The sequence below is a fragment of the Rhizobium sp. SG_E_25_P2 genome, assembly GCF_029892285.1.
Taxonomy (GTDB): Bacteria; Pseudomonadota; Alphaproteobacteria; order Rhizobiales; family Rhizobiaceae; genus Rhizobium_E.
This window is the reverse complement of the sequence record NZ_JARXVM010000001.1, coordinates 700,655-719,206: the sequence shown is the minus strand read 5'-3', so window position 1 is coordinate 719,206 and position 18,552 is coordinate 700,655. Positions and strand designations below refer to the sequence as shown.

The 18,552-nt window shown below is 62.8% G+C and carries 19 protein-coding genes and 1 riboswitch; of the genes, 7 read left to right on the top strand and 12 right to left on the bottom strand.

Annotated elements, in window-relative coordinates; all coding sequences use genetic code 11:
• The first annotated feature begins 4 nt into the window (after positions 1-4).
• Positions 5-409, top strand: coding sequence for a GFA family protein (locus M2360_RS03420; protein WP_280772952.1), 405 nt, complete (start codon positions 5-7; stop codon positions 407-409).
• A gap of 2 nt (positions 410-411) precedes the next feature.
• Here M2360_RS03420 and M2360_RS03415 read toward each other — a convergent pair whose 3' ends face one another.
• From M2360_RS03415 to thiM, 4 genes are read right to left on the bottom strand one after another with little or no spacing between them, the layout of a single operon-like run.
• Positions 412-1,176 (bottom strand): 3-oxoacyl-ACP reductase, encoded by a 765-nt coding sequence (locus M2360_RS03415; protein WP_280772951.1) that lies wholly within the window; start codon positions 1,174-1,176, stop codon positions 412-414.
• Positions 1,173-1,991 (bottom strand): bifunctional hydroxymethylpyrimidine kinase/phosphomethylpyrimidine kinase, encoded by an 819-nt coding sequence (thiD, locus tag M2360_RS03410; protein ID WP_280772950.1) that lies wholly within the window; start codon positions 1,989-1,991, stop codon positions 1,173-1,175. The genes M2360_RS03415 and thiD overlap by 4 nt, the downstream gene beginning before the upstream one ends.
• Positions 1,988-2,623, bottom strand: a complete 636-nt coding sequence (gene thiE, locus M2360_RS03405) for a thiamine phosphate synthase (protein WP_280772949.1) — start codon at positions 2,621-2,623, stop codon at positions 1,988-1,990. The genes thiD and thiE overlap by 4 nt, the downstream gene beginning before the upstream one ends.
• A complete protein-coding gene (gene thiM, locus M2360_RS03400) occupies positions 2,620-3,423 on the bottom strand; it encodes a hydroxyethylthiazole kinase (protein WP_280773083.1) in 804 nt (267 codons plus the stop codon). The genes thiE and thiM overlap by 4 nt, the downstream gene beginning before the upstream one ends.
• Positions 3,424-3,487: 64 nt before the next feature.
• Positions 3,488-3,584, bottom strand: a riboswitch (TPP riboswitch).
• 124 nt (positions 3,585-3,708) lie between these two features.
• On the opposite strand from thiM, the gene otsB reads away from it, so the two are divergent.
• Entirely contained in the window at positions 3,709-4,512 is an 804-nt protein-coding gene (gene otsB, locus M2360_RS03395) for a trehalose-phosphatase (protein WP_280772948.1), read from the top strand.
• Between the two features lie 28 nt (positions 4,513-4,540).
• Complete coding sequence (gene otsA, locus M2360_RS03390; protein WP_280772947.1) at positions 4,541-5,914, top strand: alpha,alpha-trehalose-phosphate synthase (UDP-forming); 1,374 nt, start codon at positions 4,541-4,543, stop codon at positions 5,912-5,914.
• A gap of 35 nt (positions 5,915-5,949) precedes the next feature.
• On the opposite strand, the gene M2360_RS03385 is transcribed toward otsA, so the two are convergent.
• A complete protein-coding gene (locus M2360_RS03385; protein WP_280772946.1) occupies positions 5,950-7,533 on the bottom strand; it encodes a peptide chain release factor 3 in 1,584 nt (527 codons plus the stop codon).
• 93 nt (positions 7,534-7,626) lie between these two features.
• On the opposite strand from M2360_RS03385, the gene dut reads away from it, so the two are divergent.
• The 4 genes from dut (at position 7,627) to M2360_RS03365 (ending at position 10,556) form a co-directional block, all read left to right on the top strand.
• Positions 7,627-8,094 (top strand): dUTP diphosphatase, encoded by a 468-nt coding sequence (gene dut, locus M2360_RS03380; RefSeq protein ID WP_280772945.1) that lies wholly within the window; start codon positions 7,627-7,629, stop codon positions 8,092-8,094.
• Between the two features lie 272 nt (positions 8,095-8,366).
• Positions 8,367-8,984 (top strand): LysE family translocator, encoded by a 618-nt coding sequence (locus tag M2360_RS03375; RefSeq protein WP_280772944.1) that lies wholly within the window; start codon positions 8,367-8,369, stop codon positions 8,982-8,984.
• 130 nt (positions 8,985-9,114) lie between these two features.
• Positions 9,115-10,083, top strand: a complete 969-nt coding sequence (gene cysK, locus M2360_RS03370; RefSeq protein WP_280772943.1) for a cysteine synthase A — start codon at positions 9,115-9,117, stop codon at positions 10,081-10,083.
• Positions 10,084-10,157: 74 nt separating this feature from the next.
• Positions 10,158-10,556, top strand: a complete 399-nt coding sequence (locus M2360_RS03365) for a VOC family protein (protein WP_280772942.1) — start codon at positions 10,158-10,160, stop codon at positions 10,554-10,556.
• Between the two features lies 1 nt (position 10,557).
• Here the strand turns inward: M2360_RS03365 and M2360_RS03360 are convergent, their stop codons facing one another.
• The 7 genes from M2360_RS03360 to M2360_RS03330 form a co-directional block, all read right to left on the bottom strand.
• Entirely contained in the window at positions 10,558-12,090 is a 1,533-nt protein-coding gene (locus tag M2360_RS03360; protein ID WP_280773082.1) for a YifB family Mg chelatase-like AAA ATPase, read from the bottom strand.
• A gap of 171 nt (positions 12,091-12,261) precedes the next feature.
• Entirely contained in the window at positions 12,262-13,209 is a 948-nt protein-coding gene (gshB, locus tag M2360_RS03355; RefSeq protein ID WP_280772941.1) for a glutathione synthase, read from the bottom strand.
• A gap of 91 nt (positions 13,210-13,300) precedes the next feature.
• On the bottom strand, positions 13,301-14,290 hold the full coding sequence (locus M2360_RS03350; protein WP_280772940.1) for an endonuclease/exonuclease/phosphatase family protein: 990 nt from the start codon (positions 14,288-14,290) through the stop codon (positions 13,301-13,303).
• A complete protein-coding gene (locus M2360_RS03345) occupies positions 14,287-15,384 on the bottom strand; it encodes a sn-glycerol-3-phosphate import ATP-binding protein UgpC (protein ID WP_280772939.1) in 1,098 nt (365 codons plus the stop codon). Before M2360_RS03345 ends, M2360_RS03350 begins: the two co-directional genes overlap by 4 nt.
• Positions 15,385-15,392: 8 nt before the next feature.
• Positions 15,393-16,235, bottom strand: a complete 843-nt coding sequence (gene ugpE / locus M2360_RS03340) for a sn-glycerol-3-phosphate ABC transporter permease UgpE (RefSeq protein ID WP_182827822.1) — start codon at positions 16,233-16,235, stop codon at positions 15,393-15,395.
• Between the two features lie 10 nt (positions 16,236-16,245).
• Positions 16,246-17,127 carry an ABC transporter permease subunit gene (locus M2360_RS03335; RefSeq protein ID WP_280772938.1) on the bottom strand — a complete coding sequence of 294 codons (882 nt, stop codon included), beginning with the start codon at positions 17,125-17,127 and terminating at the stop codon, positions 16,246-16,248.
• Positions 17,128-17,222: 95 nt separating this feature from the next.
• Positions 17,223-18,521 (bottom strand): extracellular solute-binding protein, encoded by a 1,299-nt coding sequence (locus tag M2360_RS03330; protein ID WP_280772937.1) that lies wholly within the window; start codon positions 18,519-18,521, stop codon positions 17,223-17,225.
• Positions 18,522-18,552: the final 31 nt, after the last annotated feature.

Below are 18,552 nucleotides of genomic sequence, written 5' to 3'. Positions count from 1 at the left end.
GACAATGCGGATCACAGGACGGTGCCATTGCGGCCAGGTTTCTTATGAGGCGGAGATCGACCCTGAGCGCGTCTCCATTTGCCATTGCACCGATTGCCAGTCGCTCACCGGTTCGTCCTTTCGCGTCACGGCGCTGACCGGGCGGGACCAGATCCAGCAGACCGGCGCGCCACCGAAAGTCTACGAGAAACGCGGCGACAACGGCGCCATTCGCCTTCAGTATTTTTGCCCCGATTGCGGATCGCCTCTGTTCACCACAGGCGACGGTGAGGAAGCCAAAACCTGGGGCATCCGTTGGGGCAGTATCGACCAGCGGGCGGAACTGAAACCCAGTCGCCAGAAATGGACGCGGTCGGCAGCGCCGTGGATCGGGGAGATCGAGGCTCTCCCCGGCCACAAGGGCGATTGAGATTAGCCGAACACCAGCCCGCCATCGACGATCAGGTTCTGGCCCGTCACCGCGCGCGCCCAGGGGCTGGCGAAAAACAGCACGGCGTCGGCGGCCTCTTCCGGCGTCGTCACCCGCTGCAGCGGCGTGTTGGCGGCGATCAGGTCGAAGACGACTTCCGGCGTGGCGCAGCTGGCGTCTGTCGTCCGCAGCAATCCGCCTGAGACCATGTTGACGGTGATCCCGTCAGATCCCAATTCCTTTGCAGCTGTGCGGGTCAGCGACAACAGCGCGGCCTTGGCGGCGGTATAGTCATGATAGGGCACGACGGGGTTCTGGAACAGATTGGTGCCGATGAAAACGAAGCGGCCAAAAGCCTGCGTCGCCATGCCGGGCTGGGCAGCCCGGATCAGATTAAGCGCGCCCTTGAGGCCCGTTTCCAGATGCGCATTGACCGCCTCCCAGGAGAGCCGGTCGAGCTTGTCTCTAGCATCGCCATTGAAGCTGAAATCGGCCAGCGCATTGTGAACCAGCGTATCGACGCCGCCAAAAGCGTCTTTCGCCGCCGCGATCAACGCTTCGACTTCGCTTGCATTCCGCACATCCGCGCGGATCGCCCGCGCCTTTGGGCCGAGCGTCTCGGCCAGCGCCTCCGCTTTCTCGCGGCTGTTGCGGTAGTTGATGACGACATTGGCGCCTTCGCGCGCGAAAGCGCGGACGATCGCGGCGCCAAGGCCGCGACCTGCGCCTGTCACGATGACGGTCTGTTCTGCAATCGGCTTGCTCATCTGGAAATATCCTTTTCGGTCCAGAGATGATGAAAGTGATGGATGGGGCCATGGCCGGAGCCGACGCGCAGCGCGTCCGCAGCCTCGATCGCGCCGGTCAGCCAAGCTTTGGCGGTGCGGATGGCATCGGGGATGCTGCATCCCTTGCCGAGTTCGGCGGCGATGGCGCTCGACAGCGAGCAGCCGGTGCCATGGGTGTTTTTCGTCGATGTGCGCAGGCTTTCGAACCAGACGAGTCCATCCTTCGTCGCCAAAACATCCGGGCTCTCGCCGCCTGATAAATGCCCGCCCTTGATCAGCGCTGCGCCGGGGCCGAGATCCAACAGCGTGCGGGCCTGCTCCGCCATCTCCTGGCGGTTCTTGGCTTCCGGCCCGTCGAGCAGAGCCGCAGCCTCCGGCAGGTTTGGCGTGACGACGGTGGCGAGCGGTAGAAGTCTTCGCCGCACCGTCTCCATCGCCTGGGGGGCGAGGAGCGGCGCGCCGCCCTTGGCGATCATCACCGGATCGAGCACCACAGGCGCGCGGTAATAAAGCCGGAGGGCTTCCGCGACCGCCGCCGCAATCTCGGCATTGGCGATCATGCCGATCTTGACCGCATCGACGCGGACATCGGCAAACACCATGCGGATCTGCTCCATCACGAAATCTGCGGGCAGGGCGTGCACGGCGGAGACCCCTTGGGTGTTTTGCGCGGTCAGCGCGGTCAGCGCCGCCATGCCGAACACGCCGCGGGCGGAAAAGGCCTTGAGATCGGCCTGGATGCCGGCCCCGCCCGAAGGATCGGAACCGGCGATCGACAGGACATTGGCGATCATGTCACGCTCCTGTCGATTTCGTGGCGGAGCGCCCGCGCCGCGACTTCGGGATCGGGCTGGCCGCAGATCGCCGAAACGACGGCGACGCCCTTTGCTCCCGTCGCCAGGATGTCGCTGACATGGTCGAGCTTGATCCCGCCGATCGCCACGGCAGGCAGATGCGTGGCGCGGATGATAGTGGCGAGCCCCTTGATGCCGATCGCCGGAGGATGACCCGGTTTCGTCGCGGTCGGAAAGACCGGACCGACGCCAACATAATCCACCAGCGTCGGGTCGAGCGCTTCGGCTTCCGTAACGCTGCCGATCGACAGGCCGAGAAGCATCTCGGGAGCAATCCGGTCGCGCGTCGCCCGCACGCCGAGATCGCTTTGACCGATATGGACGCCATCCGCGCCGATCGCCAGGGCTGCTTCGACATCGTCATTGACGATCAGCCTTGCGTCTGTTCCCGCCAGCGCTAACTTCAGGAGACGGCCGGTCTCGACCATCTGGCCGGTCGTTGCCGTCTTGTCGCGCAATTGCACCATGGTCGCGCCGCCGCCCACCGCGCGCCGCGCCGTTTCGATCATGCCGAAGGGTTCCGAAAGCATGGGGTCCAGCACGAGATAGAGCGAGAGATCGAAGCGGCTCATGCGACCTCCCTCCGATCGGCGGCGTCGAGGCCCGCACCGTCGAGCGCGGCGAGCTGATCGAGAAAATGGACGGAGAAACTACCCGGTCCTTTCGCCTTGACTTCGGCGTGCGCGCCGGCGACGGCGAAATGGGATAGCGCCGCGGCGGTGGCGTCGAATAGGTCGGCGCCCTTCACACCGGCATAGGCGCCGATCAGGCAGGTGAGCGAGCAGCCAAGCGCGGTCACCTTCGGCATCAGCGGTGAGCCGCCCGAGATGCGAAGGGCGCGTGTTCCGTCGGTGACGAAATCTGTCTCGCCGGTGACGGCGACAACAGCGCCCCGCTCACCGGCCAATTGCCGGGCGGCGTCTTCTGCGGCATGCACGGGGTCGCGCGCGTCCACGCCTTTGGCCGCGCTTTCACCGCCGGCGAGTGCGAGGATCTCGGAGGCATTGCCCCTGATGATGTCAGGGCGTAGCGCCATCAGTGTTTCGGTCGTCTGGCGGCGATAGGCTGTGGCGAAATGAGCGACGGGATCGAAAACCCAGGGGACGCCGGCCGCGCGCGCGTTTCGTGCGGCGACCGTCATGCCGTCCATCCAAGCAGGCGAAAGCGTGCCGATATTGATGGTGAGCGCCGCAGCGAAGCGCGCGAAGTCGCCAGCTTCCTCCGCCGCATGCACCATGGCGGGCGACGCGCCGGCCGCAAGCAGGCTGTTGGCTGCGATGTTCATCGCCACGTAATTGGTGATGCATTGCACGAGCGGCGCTTGCGCCCGCATGGCCGCGAGATAGTCGCCGGGAGTGGTCAAATCCGTCATCTTGCCCCTTTCAGGCGGGGCAAGCGGCAAGAACGATCCGATGAGAATGCGCTTGTCGCGCGGGCGGATCATCCGAGCGACTCCCTCCGCCAGCATTATCTGGTTCAGGTTCGAAGGGTGCTTCTCAGCCCGTCTTGCGACGAACGCCCCTGTCTCTCAACGCCGACATACATGCCAGCTTTGGCGCGGTCTGTCATCCGGAAAACTTTTGCCAGCTTGCGGGAACTTCTCGGACGTCGTCGGCGTTCGAATGAATAGGGAGGATCAGGCTCGGGGTATGGCGGCATGACCAAGACGGAAAAAATAGGGCAGACTGATCCTTCAAGCGCTCCCAAAACGGTGGAAGACATCTTTTCCGCCATAGAGGCCAATCCAGCCGCCTATGCGCTGTTTCTCGACATTGACGGCACGCTGATCGATCTCGCGCCCTCGCCTGACGCCATTCGCGTTCCATCCGAGCTTCCATCCATGCTCGATCGCCTGTCGCGAAAGCTTGGCGGCGCATTGGCTCTCGTCACCGGCAGAGCCTTGCCCTATGCCGACCGTCTGTTCGAACCGTATCATTTTCCTATCGCCGGCCTGCATGGCGTCGAGCGCCGCAGCGCCGGGGGCCTGATCTGCCGCAGCACTCCCACGCCTGCCTTTGAAGAAGCCAAACGCGAACTGGCGCGCGCCGTCAAGGCATGGCCCGGAGCGCTGTTCGAGGACAAGTTAGCCGCAGTCGCCATTCACTACCGCCAGGCGCCCGCTTATGCGATGGAGATTGACGTCACCATGCAGGCCGCGCTTGCCGCAATCGGCGCAGGTTATGAGTTGCAACGCGGCAAGATGGTGGTCGAGATTCGTCCTGACAGCGCCGACAAGGGCCGCGCGGTGCAAGCCTTTCTCGGTGAGACGCCGTTCACCGGACGGATTCCGGTCGCCATCGGCGATGATGTCACCGATGAAGCCATGTTCAAAGCCGTCAACGCGCGCGGCGGCGCATCGATCCGCGTCGTCGAAACGCCTGCCGATACCGTTGCGCAATATCGGCTCCCGTCCCCCCAATCTTTGAGAGCGGCTCTATCGGCGCTTGCCGCGCAATCTTGACACCATGCCGCATGAAAGGATTTCCGCCATGAGCAGACTTGTGGTCGTCTCAAATCGCGTTCCCGTTCCCGACAAGTCTGGCGCAGCCCCCGCTGGCGGCCTTGCCGTCGCCTTGCAGGCGGCGCTGAAAGAGCGCGGCGGCATCTGGATGGGTTGGTCCGGAAAATCCTCGGGCGAAGAAGAGCCGGCGGATCTGACGATCCTGGAGCAGGGCAATATCACCTTTGCCCTGACCGATCTGACCGACCGGGATGTCGATGAATATTACCACGGCTTCGCCAATCGCGTTCTCTGGCCGATCTGCCACTACCGGCTGGATCTCGCCGAATATGCGCGCAAGGAAATGAGCGGCTATTTCCGCGTCAACCGCTTCTTTGCCGCCAAGCTCGCGCCGATGCTGGAGCCTGACGACATCATCTGGGTGCATGACTATCACCTGATCCCGCTCGCTACCGAATTGCGCGCGCTGGGGGTGAAGAACAAGATCGGCTTCTTCCTGCATATTCCCCTGCCGCCCGCCGATGTTCTGTTCACCATGCCTGTGCATGAGGAGATCATGAAGGGCCTGGCCGAATACGACCTCGTCGGCTTCCAGACCGATCACGACTTCGCCAATTTTGCCGGCGGCCTCGTGCGCGAAGGCATCGGCGAGCAGTTGGCCGATGGTCGGCTCACCTCGTTTGGCCGAACCTTCAAGGGCGGCGCTTATCCGATCGGCATCGAAACGGAAGCCTTCGCCGCCTATGCCCGCCGCGCCGCCAAGCATGCGATGGTGGCCAAAGCCCGCGCCAGCATCGAGGGCCGTAATCTGATCATCGGCGTTGACAGGCTGGATTATTCCAAGGGGCTGACGCAGCGCATCGACGCGTTCGAAAAATTCGTGACCGCCAATCCCGAGCAGCACAACAAGGTCACCTATCTGCAGGTCACGCCGAAATCACGTTCGGAAGTGCCCGAATATGAAGCGATGCAGCGCACGGTCGCCGAACAGGCTGGCCGGGTCAACGGCGCTCTCGGCACTGTTGACTGGGTGCCGATCCGCTATATCAACCGCTCCGTTGCACGCCCCGTGCTCGCAGGCCTCTACCGACTGGCGCGGGTGGGGCTGGTGACGCCCTTGCGCGACGGCATGAACCTGGTGGCGAAGGAATATGTCGCGGCGCAGGACCCTGATGATCCCGGCGTTCTCGTGCTGTCGCGTTTCGCCGGGGCGGCGCGTGAGCTCAAGGGCGCGCTGCTGGTCAATCCCTATGACATCGAAGGCGCGGCCAACGCCATTGCCCGCGCCATCCATATGCCGCTCGACGAACGCAAGCAGCGCTGGAGCGGCATGATGGAGCATCTGAAAAAGCAGACTGTGCAGCGCTGGTGCGACGACTTCCTCAGGGACCTGACCGCCTGAAGCACCGAGTGGCCTGACGTCTGGCGGCCTGGGGATCAGGCCGCCTTCTGGACGTGATATTCCTTGATCGCCACCATTTTGATGGCCGGGTGGCGCTCGGATTCATAGCGCAGGGAAAAACTGTCCTGCGCCATGAAGACGGGATCGCCGTCGAGATCGCGGCAAATATCGCCGCGGCGCGCATCGAGGAATTTCTGCAGGTCGGCAGGCTGGTCGGCGCTGATCCAGCGGCACACCGAAAAACGCGACATTTCAAACGACACCGGCAGCGTATACTCAGCCGAAAGCCGCTCCTTGAGCACGTCGAGCTGCAGCGCGCCGACCACGCCGACAATGGCGGGCGACCCGTCTTCGGGCGAAAACAGCTGCACGACGCCTTCTTCGGCCATTTGCAGCAGCGCTTCCTTGAGCTTTTTCGCCTTCATCGCATCCTCAAGCCGCACGCGGCGCAGGATCTCAGGCGCGAAATTCGGCACGCCCTGGAACACCAGCTGTTCGCCTTCTGTCAGCGTGTCGCCGATGCGCAATGTGCCATGGTTGGGAATGCCCACCACATCGCCGGCATAAGCCGTATCCGCCAACTGGCGTTGCGAGGCGAAGAAGAATTGCGGCGCCGTCAGGCCGAGCTGTTTGCCGGTGCGCGCCAGCCGCGCCTTCATGCCCCGCTCGATCTTGCCGGAGCAAACGCGGGCAAAGGCGATGCGGTCGCGGTGATTGGGGTCCATATTCGCCTGGATCTTGAAGACGAAGGCGGTCATTTTATCTTCATCGGCATGGACGGTGCGGGTATCCGCCACCTGGTCGCGCGGCGGCGGCGCAAAATCGCCGAGCGCGTTGATCAGATCGCGCACGCCGAGATTCCGGAGCGCCGAACCGAAGAAAACCGGCGTGAGATGGCCTTCGAGAAAGGCGTCGCGATCGAACGGGCGGCAGGCTTCAATGGCCAGATTGGTCTCGTCGATAAAGGTGGACCGCTCGTTCTCCGGCAGCCTGTCGGCCACGGCTTCCGGCCCGTTGACCGGCGTCGCCTCGACTTCCTTGTCGGCGCCGCGCACGGTATTGGCCGCCAGATGATAGGAACCGCAAAACGTCTTGGACCGGCCGATCGGCCAGGTGATCGGGGCGGTGTCGAGCGCCAGCTTTTCTTCGACCTCATCGAGGATTTCGAAGGGATCGCGGCTTTCGCGATCCATCTTGTTGATGAAAGTGATGATGGGAATATTGCGCAACCGGCAGACTTCGAACAGTTTCAGCGTGCGCGGCTCGATGCCCTTGGCGGCGTCGATCACCATCACCGCGGCGTCGACGGCCGTCAGCGTGCGATAGGTGTCGTCGGCGAAGTCTTCGTGACCGGGCGTATCGAGAATGTTGAAGACATTGTCGTTATATTCGAAGGTCATCACCGAGGTGACGACCGAAATGCCGCGTTCGCGCTCGATCTTCATCCAGTCCGACCGCGTCTGGATGCGGTCCTTCTTGGCCTTGACCTCGCCGGCGAGCTGGATGGCGCCGCCGAACAGCAAGAGCTTTTCGGTCAGCGTCGTCTTGCCTGCGTCCGGATGCGCGATAATAGCGAAGGTGCGGCGACGGGAGATCGCCTCGGCCAAGGTCTCGGTCATGTTCTCAGAAAATCCTGTTGAGCGCGGGCCTTCTACCGTTTCGAGCCGCAAAATGCAATTGACCGCCGGCGCAGGCGAGGCGACAAGTCGCCCATGAGCAACTCCCCCGCACTTCCCACGCTTGGCCTCGTACGTTTGCCGCACGCCGCCGATCTTCCTCTACCATCCTACGAAACCAGCGGCGCCGCCGGCATGGACATCCGCGCCGCCGCGCCGGAGGACCAGCCCATGGTGCTCAAGGCCGGGGAGCGGGCGCTTGTTCCCACCGGTTTCGTGTTCGAAATCCCCGAAGGTTTCGAGGTGCAGGTGCGGCCGCGCTCGGGGCTGGCGCTCAAACATGGCGTGACCTGCCTGAATACGCCCGGAACGATCGACAGCGATTATCGCGGCGAGGTGAAAGTGCTGCTGGTCAATCTGGGCTCGGAACCCTTCACGGTGGAGCGCGGCATGCGCATCGCCCAACTCGTCGTTGCGCCCGTCGTCCAGGCCGGTGTGGAAGAGCGGGCGCATGTGAGCGACACGGTGCGGGGCGCAGGTGGATTCGGCTCCACAGGCGTCTGAGAAAAGACCGTCGAGCCGGTGATTTTGCGGCGGCGCGGCGCGGGGAAATCTATAGTCGATCCTGACGCGCGCTCCGGGCGGTCACAAGAATGCGTCTGCGGCGTGATGTCTTCGCCGGAGTCAGCACAAACGGGCTCAACTCCGGTTTTGTGCCAAGATGATGTAAAGTTGCGAAAAATCGTAAAATAGCCGGATATATGGTAATTTATCCGCATTTATTGACGTATGTACCTACCCATGATAGAACCCGCTCATTCCGAGAGAGTCCAATCATGACATTTTCAGCCCTTGCCGCCTATTCCCTCGCCCTTCTCCTCGCCGCCGCCATTCCCGGGCCGGGGATCACGGCGCTTGTGGCGCGGGCGCTTGGCGCCGGCATGGTCGAAGGCATTGGCATGGCGCTCGGCCTGATCCTCGGCGATATGGTGTTTTTGACCGCCGTCGTGCTTGGACTGGCCGTGCTGGCGCATGCGTTCAGCGAAGTGTTCACCGTCATCAAGATCCTCGGCGCGCTCTATCTCGCCTGGATCGCCTACAAGATCTGGACGGCGGGCATTCTCAGCTCCGAGATCGGCGCCGCTCCGAAAAAGAGTTTCGCGCAGGCCTTCGCCTCGGGACTTTTCGTGACGCTCGGCAATCCCAAGGCCATGCTGTTTTATGTAGCGCTGGTGCCGACCATCATCGATCTCGAAAGCGTCGGGATTACGGATTATCTGCTGCTGCTTGCCGCGACATTCCTGGTGCTCGTGGCCGTGACTTTCCCCTATGTGGCCCTGGCCGGAAAGGCGCGCGAGGCCTTCAAGCATCCGAAAGCGCTCAGTCGGCTTAACAAGGCGGCTGCGGCCTGTCTCTTCGCGACCGCCGGCTATATCGCCAGTCGGGCAGCGTAGCAGGTTCACTCGTCCACAATGCCGAAAAAGGGTGGAATTTTCTCGATATTCGCCCTCCGGCGCGCCGATCTTGCTGGAAAGCGCGCCCATTCCTCCCTAACTTGCTGTCACAAACACAGGGAGAAGCACCATGACCGACACGCGCAAAGCCGGACGGGGAAAAATCTACGGCTCGATCACTGAGACCATCGGCGATACGCCGATCGTGCGGCTCGACAAGCTGGCCAAGGAAAAGGGCGTCAAGGCGCACTTGCTCGCCAAGCTCGAATTCTTCAACCCGATCGCGTCGGTGAAGGACCGTATCGGCGTCGCCATGATCGAATCGCTGGAAGCCCAGGGTAAGATCGCGCCGGGCCGCACCACGCTGGTCGAGCCGACCTCCGGCAATACCGGCATCGCGCTGGCTTTTGCCGCCGCCGCCAAGGGCTACAAGCTGATCCTGACGATGCCCGAGACCATGTCGATCGAGCGCCGCAAGATGCTGGCGCTGCTCGGCGCGGAACTCGTGCTGACCGAAGGCCCGAAGGGCATGAAGGGCGCGATCGCCAAGGCGGAGGAACTGGCCGCCTCGCTGCCGGACGCTGTCATTCCCCAGCAGTTCGAAAATCCCGCCAATCCCGAAATCCACCGCAAGACCACCGCCGAGGAAATCTGGAACGACACCAATGGCGAGGTCGATATTTTCGTCTCGGGCATTGGCACCGGCGGCACCATCACCGGCACCGGCCAGGTGCTGAAAGCGCATAAGCCGTCCGTTCAGGTCATTGCTGTCGAGCCTGCCGATTCTCCTGTTCTCTCCGGCGGCAATCCGGGTCCTCACAAGATCCAGGGCATCGGCGCCGGTTTTGCGCCCGCCATCCTCGACAAATCCGTCTATGACGAAGTGGTCACCGTCACCAATGACGAAGCCTTCGCCCAGGCGCGTCTCGTCGCCCGTCTTGAAGGCGTGCCGGTCGGCATTTCCTCGGGCGCGGCGCTGACCGCGGCCATCAAGGTCGGCCAGCGTGAAGAGAATGCCGGCAAGACCATCGTCGTGATCATTCCCTCCTTCGCCGAGCGCTATCTGTCGACCGCATTGTTCGATGGGCTTGGCGGCTGATTTTTTGCAGACATCGGGGCCGCGCTTTTGCGGCTCCGATGTTTTTCGGACCTGCCGCTTCAAGAGCAAGACTGATGCTTCATCACATTTCGCTGGGCGTTGCAGACCTCCTCAAAGCCGCTCGTTTCTATGACGCCGCGCTCAGGCCGCTCGGATATATCCGCGTCTGGGAGGATATCCGGCCAGGCGAAGACGACCAGGCGGTTGGTTACGGATTGCCCGGCGGCGGCGACAAACTGGCTTTGAAGCACAGGCCCCATGACGCCAGCCCACCGGGTCCAGGTTTCCACCTCGCTCTCGCCGCCCCGAACCGCGCCAGCGTTGAGCAATTTCACGCCGAAGCCATCGCCAATGGCGGGATCGACAATGGCGGCCCTGGGCTGCGACCCGACTATGGTCCCCACTACTTCGCCGCATTCGTAATCGACCTCGACGGCCACCGGCTTGAAGCTGTCCTCAATCGACCCGAATAGGTCATGCTGCGCTTTGCAGGCGCGCTCCGGCAATCCTGTAGGAAATCGCCTCCGCAAGGTGGATGCGTCCGACCTTGGCCACGCCGTCGAGATCGGCAAGCGTGCGTGCGACTTTGAGGATACGGTGATAGCCGCGCGCCGAGAGTTTCATCTTGTCGGCGGCGTCGCGCAGCAATTGCAGACCGGCGGGATCGGGCTCGGCGATTGCCTCGATCAGCGCGGTGGCGCAGCGGGCGTTGCTGCCGATCTCCGGCAGGCCGGCCGCCATGAAGCGGTCGCGCTGCAACTCCCGCGCCCGGGCGACGCGGGCGGCCACGACAGAACTCGGCTCCGCAGGCCGGGGCCGGATGAGATCGGTGGCGCTGACGGCGGGGACGTCGATGCGAATGTCGATGCGGTCGAGCAACGGGCCTGATAGCCGCGCCTGATAATCGCTCATGCAGCGCGGCCCCCGCGCGCAGATATGCCCCGGTTCGCCGGCCATGCCGCAGCGGCAGGGGTTCATCGCCGCGATCAGCTGAAACTTAGCCGGGTAACTGACATGGTGATTGGCGCGGGCGATGACGCATTCGCCGGTTTCCAGCGGCTGGCGTAACGCATCCAGCGTTTGCGGGTGAAATTCCGGCAGCTCATCGAGAAACAGCACGCCGTGATGGGCAAGCGAGGCTTCGCCGGGCTTGGCGCGCAGCCCGCCGCCGACCAGCGCCGCCATGGTGGCGGAATGATGCGGCGCGCGAAACGGCCGGCGATCCGACAATTTGCCGCCTGCGAGCTGCCCGGCGATCGAATGGATCATCGAGACTTCCAAGAGTTCCGTTGAATCGAGCGGCGGCAGGATCGAGGGCAGGCGCTGGGCGAGCATCGACTTGCCCGAGCCGGGAGGCCCGACAAAAAGCAGATTATGGCCGCCGGCGGCCGCCACTTCCAGCGCGCGCTTGGCGCTTTCCTGCCCCTTGATGTCGGCGAGATCGGGACTGTTGGCGGGCAGCGCCCTGACCGCCGGCTGCGGCCGTGACAAAACCTGCGTGCCGCGGAAATGATTGGCGAGGCCAACCAGGCTGCGCGGCGCGAGAATGTCGATTTCCGCGCCCGCCCAGGCGGCCTCGGGGCCGCTGTCCTGCGGGCAGATCAACCCCTTGCCCACAGTGTTGGCCGCGATGGCCGCCGGCAAAGCGCCCGCGACCGGGGCGATCGTTCCGTCGAGATTGAGTTCGCCGAGAACCAGATAATCCTGAAGGGCATCCGCCGGGATGGCGCCGAGCGCCGCCATCATCGCCAACGCAATAGGCAGATCGAAGTGTGAGCCTTCCTTGGGCAGGTCCGCCGGCGCGAGATTAACCGTGACCTTCTTCTGCGGCAGCGCGAGGCCGGAGGCATGCAGCGCGGCCTGCACGCGTTCGCGGCTTTCCGCCACCGCCTTGTCGGGCAGGCCGACGATCTGCATCACATGCTTGCCAGGCCCTACCATGACCTGGACATCGACCGGCACCCCTTCGATGCCCTGAAATGCGACTGTGCTGACTCTCGCCACCATGTTGACCGCGCCCCCGCTCTGTCGCCAGCTAAAGGCGAGCATCGCCTTTCTTCGGCACAGGGTTGCAGTCAATCATGGAAATGAGAATAAAACAAGAACGGTCCCGATCATTCTCGCGCTTTAGCTGTAATTCGGTTGCAACCGGTTGAGCGAAAAGAACAAAATTTGCGATCAGCCACGCTTCTTTTCGACTGCGTCCCAGAACAGCGAGGCGATGTCGGCGCCGCCGAACTTCCTGACCTCGCGAATGCCGGTGGGCGAGGTGACGTTGATTTCGGTCATGTAGTCGCCGATCACGTCGATGCCGACCAGCAGGAAGCCGCGTTCGCGCAGCGCAGGCCCGATGCGGGCGCAGATTTCCTGTTCGCGCGCCGTCAGTTCGGTATGCTCGGCGCGGCCGCCGACATGCATGTTGGAGCGCGAATCCGTCTCGGCCGGCACGCGATTGATGGCCCCTACGGCCTCGCCGTCGATCAGGATGATGCGCTTGTCGCCCTTGCGCACCGCCGGCAGATATTGCTGGGCGATGAAGGGCTCGCGGAACATCTGGCCGAACATTTCCAGCAGCGAGGTGAAGTTGCGGTCGTCGCGCGAGGAGTGGAACACGCCCGCGCCGCCATTGCCGTAGAGAGGCTTCAGGATGATGTCGCCCATCTCTTCGCGGAAGCGGGCGATTTCCTTGACGTCGCGGGTGATCAGCGTCTGCGGCATCAGATCGGCGAATTCGGTGACGAAGATCTTCTCCGGCGAATTGCGCACCCAGGCCGGGTCATTGACGACAAGAGTCTTCGGATGGATGCGCTCGAGCAGATGCGTCGAGGTGATATAGCCCATGTCGAAAGGCGGATCCTGGCGCAGCAGCACAACATCCATGGTCGAGAGATCGACGCGCTCAGCTTCGCCGAGCGTGAAATGGTCGCCCTTGACGTCGCGCAGTTCCATCGGCTCAACAGTGGCGTAGATCTTGCCGTCGCGCATCGACAGCCTGTCGGGCGTGTAGTGGAACAGCTTGTAGCCACGGGCCTGCGCCTCAAGGCTCATGGCGAAAGTGGAGTCGCCGGCGATATTGATGGAGGACACATGGTCCATCTGCACGGCGACGTTCTTGATATTGGCCATGAAAAGGCGCTCCCGGGATGATCAAAGCCGGCAAGATGTAGGATCCAGCCGGGCGCTTGGCAAGCCCGGCGGGATCAGGGAACGCAGAGGCTCACAGAAAGCCCAGAATGCGCGTGGTGATCGGATCGTGATCGGATAGCGGCCGGCCAGAGGGATCGAGCGATGGCGTGATGATCGTCTCCGACATTTCCAGCCCGCGCGCCAGAAACCAGTCGAGTTTCATCGCCCTGTCGGGCCAGCGGGTGATCAGGCTGGGTCGCGTCGTCATCTGATCGAGCGGGCCGCCATGACGGGTGAAACCGCGCGAAGCGCTCATTGCGAACAGGCCTTCCGCCTCGAAATCGCCGCCGGCATGGTTGCCGGTGTTGAGATCGCCGCCGATCAGGATCGGCAGGTCGGGAAAGGCTTGCTCCAGCCGGTCGAGCATGTCCGCCGTCTGTTTTTCGCGATAGGCGGCGGTCGTTGCGCTTTCGAGATGGACGGAGACGGCCACGAAGGGGCCGGATGTGGTGTCGATCAGCCCGCCCACGGCGCAGCGCTCGCCGATGCGCGGCTGGCCGGCGTCGCCGCGCCAGAGACGCTGGCCCCAGAGACGGATCATGAACGGGTCGCGGATCGGCGCCGCCGACAGGAGGCCGTTGCCGTGAAAGCCTTTGAGGTTGAATGAATCGGAGCAGAATTCCCGCTCGGTGTCCGAGCCCAGGCCGAGTTCGAGAAACTCGACGCCATAGGCATAGGCCATGTCCATGCAGCGTGCGAGACCACGCGTTGTATGCCGCTGGCCGGTGCGGGCCATGCCGTCATCCATTTCCGACAGCAAGACAATGGTTGGCGCGCGCTCCTTGAGATGATCGGCGCTGTCCTCGACGAACAGGCAGCGCTCCATATTCCAGGCCGACACAGTGATCGGAAATAGGAGTGGGCCTGATAAGGACGGCGTTCCGCCCGCTTCAAGCGAGGTCATCGCCGCCAGGCCATTCATCACCGCATCATGTTCGTTCACGGTCTCGATGGCGCGGGGCAGAGCGTTGCGCATCGCCTGGGAGGGGGCCGCGAGTTCTGAAACCACGGTCCGGATCATGCCAGCGCCTCCGCTCTCTGGGCGGCGGCAGCGCCGTCGCCCTGTCCCAGACGTTTGCCAGTCTGAGCCGAGAAGGCGTGCAGCTTGTTTTCGGCGATTGCGAGCCCCATCTCGCCCCGGAAAGCATGAATGCTGGCGGTGACCACAGACACCGGCTGGCCCCCGACCAGACCATGCAGCAGCCGCTGGGCGCCGAGTTCCTCGACATAATCCAGTTCGAAGCGCAGTCCCTGTGCGGGATCCATCGACAGGGTGGCGTCTTCGGGCCGGAAGCCAAGCGTTAAGGATGCCTCTGCTGCCAGCGGCTTCGACAGCGAAAGCCATTGCTCGCCGATCTTCACGCCGGCGCCTTCGGCCTCCGCTTTCACCAGGTTCATCGCCGGCGAGCCGATGAAGCTCGCGACGAAGGTGGAGGCCGGGCGATGATAGACGTCGAGCGGGCTGCCGATCTGCTCGATCTCGCCTTTGTTGAGCACAACGAGGCGGTCCGCCAGGGTCATCGCCTCCAGCTGGTCATGGGTGACATAGATCGAGGTGGTGCCGAGCCGGCGCTGCAGGCGCTTGATTTCGCCGCGCATGCTCACGCGCAATTTGGCGTCGAGATTGGACAGCGGTTCGTCGAACAGGAAAGCGGCCGGCTGGCGCACGATCGCTCGGCCCATCGCCACGCGCTGGCGCTGGCCGCCCGAAAGCGCCCGCGGCTTGCGGTCGAGATAGGGCTCGATCTCCAGCATGCGCGCCGCCTCGTTGACGCGGTTGTCGATCTCGGCTCGGGGCGTCTTGCGGTTCTTGAGGCCGTAAGCGAGGTTGTCGCGCACGGTCATATGTGGATATAGCGCATAGTTCTGGAACACCATGGCGATGTCGCGGTCGGCGGGATCGACATCGTTGACGCGGCGGTCGCCGATTCGCACTTCGCCGGCGGAGATTTCCTCAAGCCCGGCCACCATGCGCAGCAGCGTGGACTTGCCGCAGCCGGAGGGGCCGACCAGCACGATGAACTCGCCATCCTTGATGGCGATGGAGACGTCGCGCACCGCTTGCGCGCCGCCGGCATAGATTTTCGAAACGGTATTGATGTCGATGGTCGCCATGGCGGTTCTCACTTGTCGCTTTCGGTCAGGCCCTTGATGAACCAGCGCTGGAAGATCACGACGATCAGCACCGGCGGGACCATGGCGAGCACGGCCATGGCGAAGGCTTCGTTGTAATCGGGGATCTGGGCGCCCACCCAGACGACGAGGATCTGCTTGATGCCGCGCACCAGCGTGTAGAAGCTCTCGTCATTGGTCATCAGCATCGGCCAGAGATACTGGTTCCAGCCATAGACGAACATGATGATGAACATGGCCGCGATCATGGTGCGCGACAGCGGAACGAGAATGTCGATGAAGAATTTGAACGGCCCGGCGCCATCGATGCGGGCTGCTTCGAGGATCTCGTCCGGCACCGACTTGAAGAATTGCCGGAAGAAGAAGGTGCCGGTAGCCGAAGCGAGCAGGGGCACGATCAGGCCGGTATAGGTGTTGATCAGGCCGAGTTTGTGCATCACCTCGTAGGAGGGGAGAATGCGCACTTCGAGCGGCAGGAGCAGGGTGGTGAAGATGATCCAGAACATCAGGGTGGCGGCGCGGAAGCGGAAATAGACGATGGCGTAGGCCGCCAGCATCGACAGCACGATCTTGCCGACCGCGAAGCCGATGCCGAGGATCAGCGAATTGGTCAGCATGGTCAGGCCCGTCACCTTGCCGGTGAAGCCGCCCTGATGGCTGAGCACTTTCTCATAGGTCTCGATGAAATGACCGCCGAGCGAGAAGGTCAGTCCGTTCATGTGAATGTCGGCCGCCTCATGCGTCGAGGTGGTGAAGGCCACCACGACCGGCAGGATCATCAGCAGCGAGCCGAGAATGAGGATGAGGTGATCGAATGGCGATGTGCGGCGCATGGCGCTCTCCTCAACCGTAATGGACGCGCCGCTCGATGAAGCGGAACTGGAAGATGGTCAGCACCAGCACGATCACCATCAGGATGACCGATTGGGCCGAGGAGCCGCCGAGATCATTGCCGCGGAAGCCGTCCATATAAACCTTGTAGGTCAGCGTGATCGGATTGTTGGCGGCCTTGTCCTTCACCATCACGTCGATGACGCCGAATGTGTCGAACAGCGAATAGGTGAAGTTGATGATCAGCAGGAAGAAGGCGGTCGGCGCAAGCAGCGGCGCGGTCACTGTCCAGAAGCGCCTGAAGCCGTTGCGGCAATCGATTGCGGCGGCCTCGCGGATCGAGGCGGGAATGCCCTGAAGCCCCGACAGAAAGAAGATGAAATTATAGGGGATCTGTTTCCAGACGGCGACGAAGATCATCGCGAACGCCGTGTCGTTGTAATTGAGCCCGACCTTCATGTCCCAGCCGAGCAAGGCTGCGAAGCGCACGAAGGGGCCGATATGCTGGTCGAAGAACATCATGCCGGTGAGGCCCGCCACCGGCGGGGCGATGGCGTAGACTGAAATCAGGATGGTCTTATAGGCCGAGGCGCCGCGAATGACGCCATCCGCCTTGACCGCGAGCAGCAGGCCTATCGACAGCGAAAGAAACGTCACGACGACGGTGAAGAAGGCGGTGAAGCCCGCGATGCCGCGATATTCGCTCGAGGTCAGCGTGTCCCAATAGTTCTGCAGTCCGACGAATGTCGAGCCGAAGCCGAAAGGGTCTTCCAGATAGAAGGACGACTGGATCGCCTGCACCGACGGCCAATAGAAGAAGATGAAGATCACCGCGAGCTGCGGCGCGAGAAACAGATAGGGAATGATGGGCGATGAAAATTGGACGCGCTTCATCTGAGGCCTCTTCTGGCTCAAAGGAAGAACCGCCTCCGAAGGGAGGCGGTTCTCTCGATCGTCAGTCCCTTCCGTGAGCGGAAGGAGCGATGGCGTCAACCAGACGTCTTGGCGAAGCGGGCGAGCAGTTCGTCGCCTTCCTTCTTGATCGTGGCGAGAGCGTCCTTCACCGAGGTCTCATTGGCGAAGATGCGGTTGTATTCGCGCTCCATGATCTCGCGGATCTGCGGGTAGAAGCCGAGGCGATAGCCCTTGGACCACTCGCCCGACGGCAGCATCAGCTGCTTGATGCCGACTTCGGCGACCGGCTTCTTCTCGTACCAGCCTTCTTTCTTGGCCAGCTGATAGGCAGCCTTGGTGACGGTCACGTAGCCGGTTTCTTCATGGTAGAACTTCTGCACTTCAGCCGAAGTCAGGAACTGGAAGAAGTCGGCCACGCACTTGTTTTCTTCGTCCGACTTGCCGGACATGGCAAACAGGGCCGCGCCGCCGATGAAGGAATTGACGCCCGCGCCCTTGATCGAACCCCAATAGGGCAGGAAGTCGGCCGAGAACGGCATCTGAGCGGTCTTCTGCAACCCGCCGAAGGAGCCCGACGAGCCGATCCAGAGAGCGGCCTTGTTTTCTTCAAAGACCTTCTGGTTATCAGACCAGCCGGCGCCGTAATAGCCGAACCAGCCCTTGTCGGCCCAATCCTTGAGCTTGGTGAACATCATTTCGAGGTTCGGATCGGTGACGTTCAGCGTCGTGCCTTCGGTCGAATCATAGCCGTTGTTGTTGGTGGCGAACTGGATGTTGTTGCGCGAGAAGAAGTTCTCGGTGAACTGCCAGGTCAGCTGGGCCTGAACGAGCGGCACGAAGCCGGCGTCCTTGAGCTTCGGCGCGATGGCTTCGAACTCTTCCCAGGTCTTCGGCGCTTCGACGCCGGCTTTCTTCAGCGCGTCGGTGTTGATATACATGATCGGAGCCGACGAGTTGAACGGCATGCCGACGAACTTGCCGTCCGCGTCGGCGTAGAAATAGCGGATGCCGTCGATGAAGGCGTTGCGGTCGAACGTGTAGCCGGCCTTGTTGATCAGGTCTTCGGCCGGAATGACCGCGCCCTTGGCGTTGATGATCGTGGCGGCGCCAGCATCGAACACCTGCAGGATGTTGGGCTGCTCGCCCGAGCGGAAGGCGGCGATGCCGGCGGCGAGCGCCTCTTCATAGGTGCCCTTGGAGACGGGGGTGAGCGCGCAAGCCGACTGGGCCGCGTTGAACTTCTTGGCGACTTCGTTGATCACTTCGCCATTCTTGCCGCTCATGCCGTGCCACCAGGTGATGTTGGTGGCGGCGAAGGACGTGGTGGCGGAGAGCGCGACGGCCATGACGGCCAGCGAGAACTTCTTCAACATGTGCGTTTTCCCTGTTGTTGACCGGTATCGG

Excerpts from the sequence above, each read along its gene's own strand:
- M2360_RS03335 (WP_280772938.1), bottom strand. The coding sequence starts at position 17,127 with ATGAAGCGCGTCCAATTTTCATCGCCCATCATTCCCTATCTGTTTCTC.
- gshB (WP_280772941.1), bottom strand. The coding sequence starts at position 13,209 with ATGGCCAATATCAAGAACGTCGCCGTGCAGATGGACCATGTGTCCTCC.
- cysK (WP_280772943.1), top strand. The coding sequence starts at position 9,115 with ATGACCGACACGCGCAAAGCCGGACGGGGAAAAATCTACGGCTCGATC.
- dut (WP_280772945.1), top strand. The coding sequence starts at position 7,627 with ATGAGCAACTCCCCCGCACTTCCCACGCTTGGCCTCGTACGTTTGCCG.
- M2360_RS03415 (WP_280772951.1), bottom strand. The coding sequence starts at position 1,176 with ATGAGCAAGCCGATTGCAGAACAGACCGTCATCGTGACAGGCGCAGGT.
- thiM (WP_280773083.1), bottom strand. The coding sequence starts at position 3,423 with ATGACGGATTTGACCACTCCCGGCGACTATCTCGCGGCCATGCGGGCG.
- M2360_RS03345 (WP_280772939.1), bottom strand. The coding sequence starts at position 15,384 with ATGGCGACCATCGACATCAATACCGTTTCGAAAATCTATGCCGGCGGC.
- ugpE (WP_182827822.1), bottom strand. The coding sequence starts at position 16,235 with ATGCGCCGCACATCGCCATTCGATCACCTCATCCTCATTCTCGGCTCG.
- M2360_RS03420 (WP_280772952.1), top strand. The coding sequence starts at position 5 with ATGCGGATCACAGGACGGTGCCATTGCGGCCAGGTTTCTTATGAGGCG.
- otsB (WP_280772948.1), top strand. The coding sequence starts at position 3,709 with ATGACCAAGACGGAAAAAATAGGGCAGACTGATCCTTCAAGCGCTCCC.
- M2360_RS03330 (WP_280772937.1), bottom strand. The coding sequence starts at position 18,521 with ATGTTGAAGAAGTTCTCGCTGGCCGTCATGGCCGTCGCGCTCTCCGCC.
- M2360_RS03385 (WP_280772946.1), bottom strand. The coding sequence starts at position 7,533 with ATGACCGAGACCTTGGCCGAGGCGATCTCCCGTCGCCGCACCTTCGCT.
- M2360_RS03350 (WP_280772940.1), bottom strand. The coding sequence starts at position 14,290 with ATGATCCGGACCGTGGTTTCAGAACTCGCGGCCCCCTCCCAGGCGATG.
- thiE (WP_280772949.1), bottom strand. The coding sequence starts at position 2,623 with ATGAGCCGCTTCGATCTCTCGCTCTATCTCGTGCTGGACCCCATGCTT.
- M2360_RS03365 (WP_280772942.1), top strand. The coding sequence starts at position 10,158 with ATGCTTCATCACATTTCGCTGGGCGTTGCAGACCTCCTCAAAGCCGCT.
- thiD (WP_280772950.1), bottom strand. The coding sequence starts at position 1,991 with ATGATCGCCAATGTCCTGTCGATCGCCGGTTCCGATCCTTCGGGCGGG.
- M2360_RS03360 (WP_280773082.1), bottom strand. The coding sequence starts at position 12,090 with ATGGTGGCGAGAGTCAGCACAGTCGCATTTCAGGGCATCGAAGGGGTG.
- otsA (WP_280772947.1), top strand. The coding sequence starts at position 4,541 with ATGAGCAGACTTGTGGTCGTCTCAAATCGCGTTCCCGTTCCCGACAAG.
- M2360_RS03375 (WP_280772944.1), top strand. The coding sequence starts at position 8,367 with ATGACATTTTCAGCCCTTGCCGCCTATTCCCTCGCCCTTCTCCTCGCC.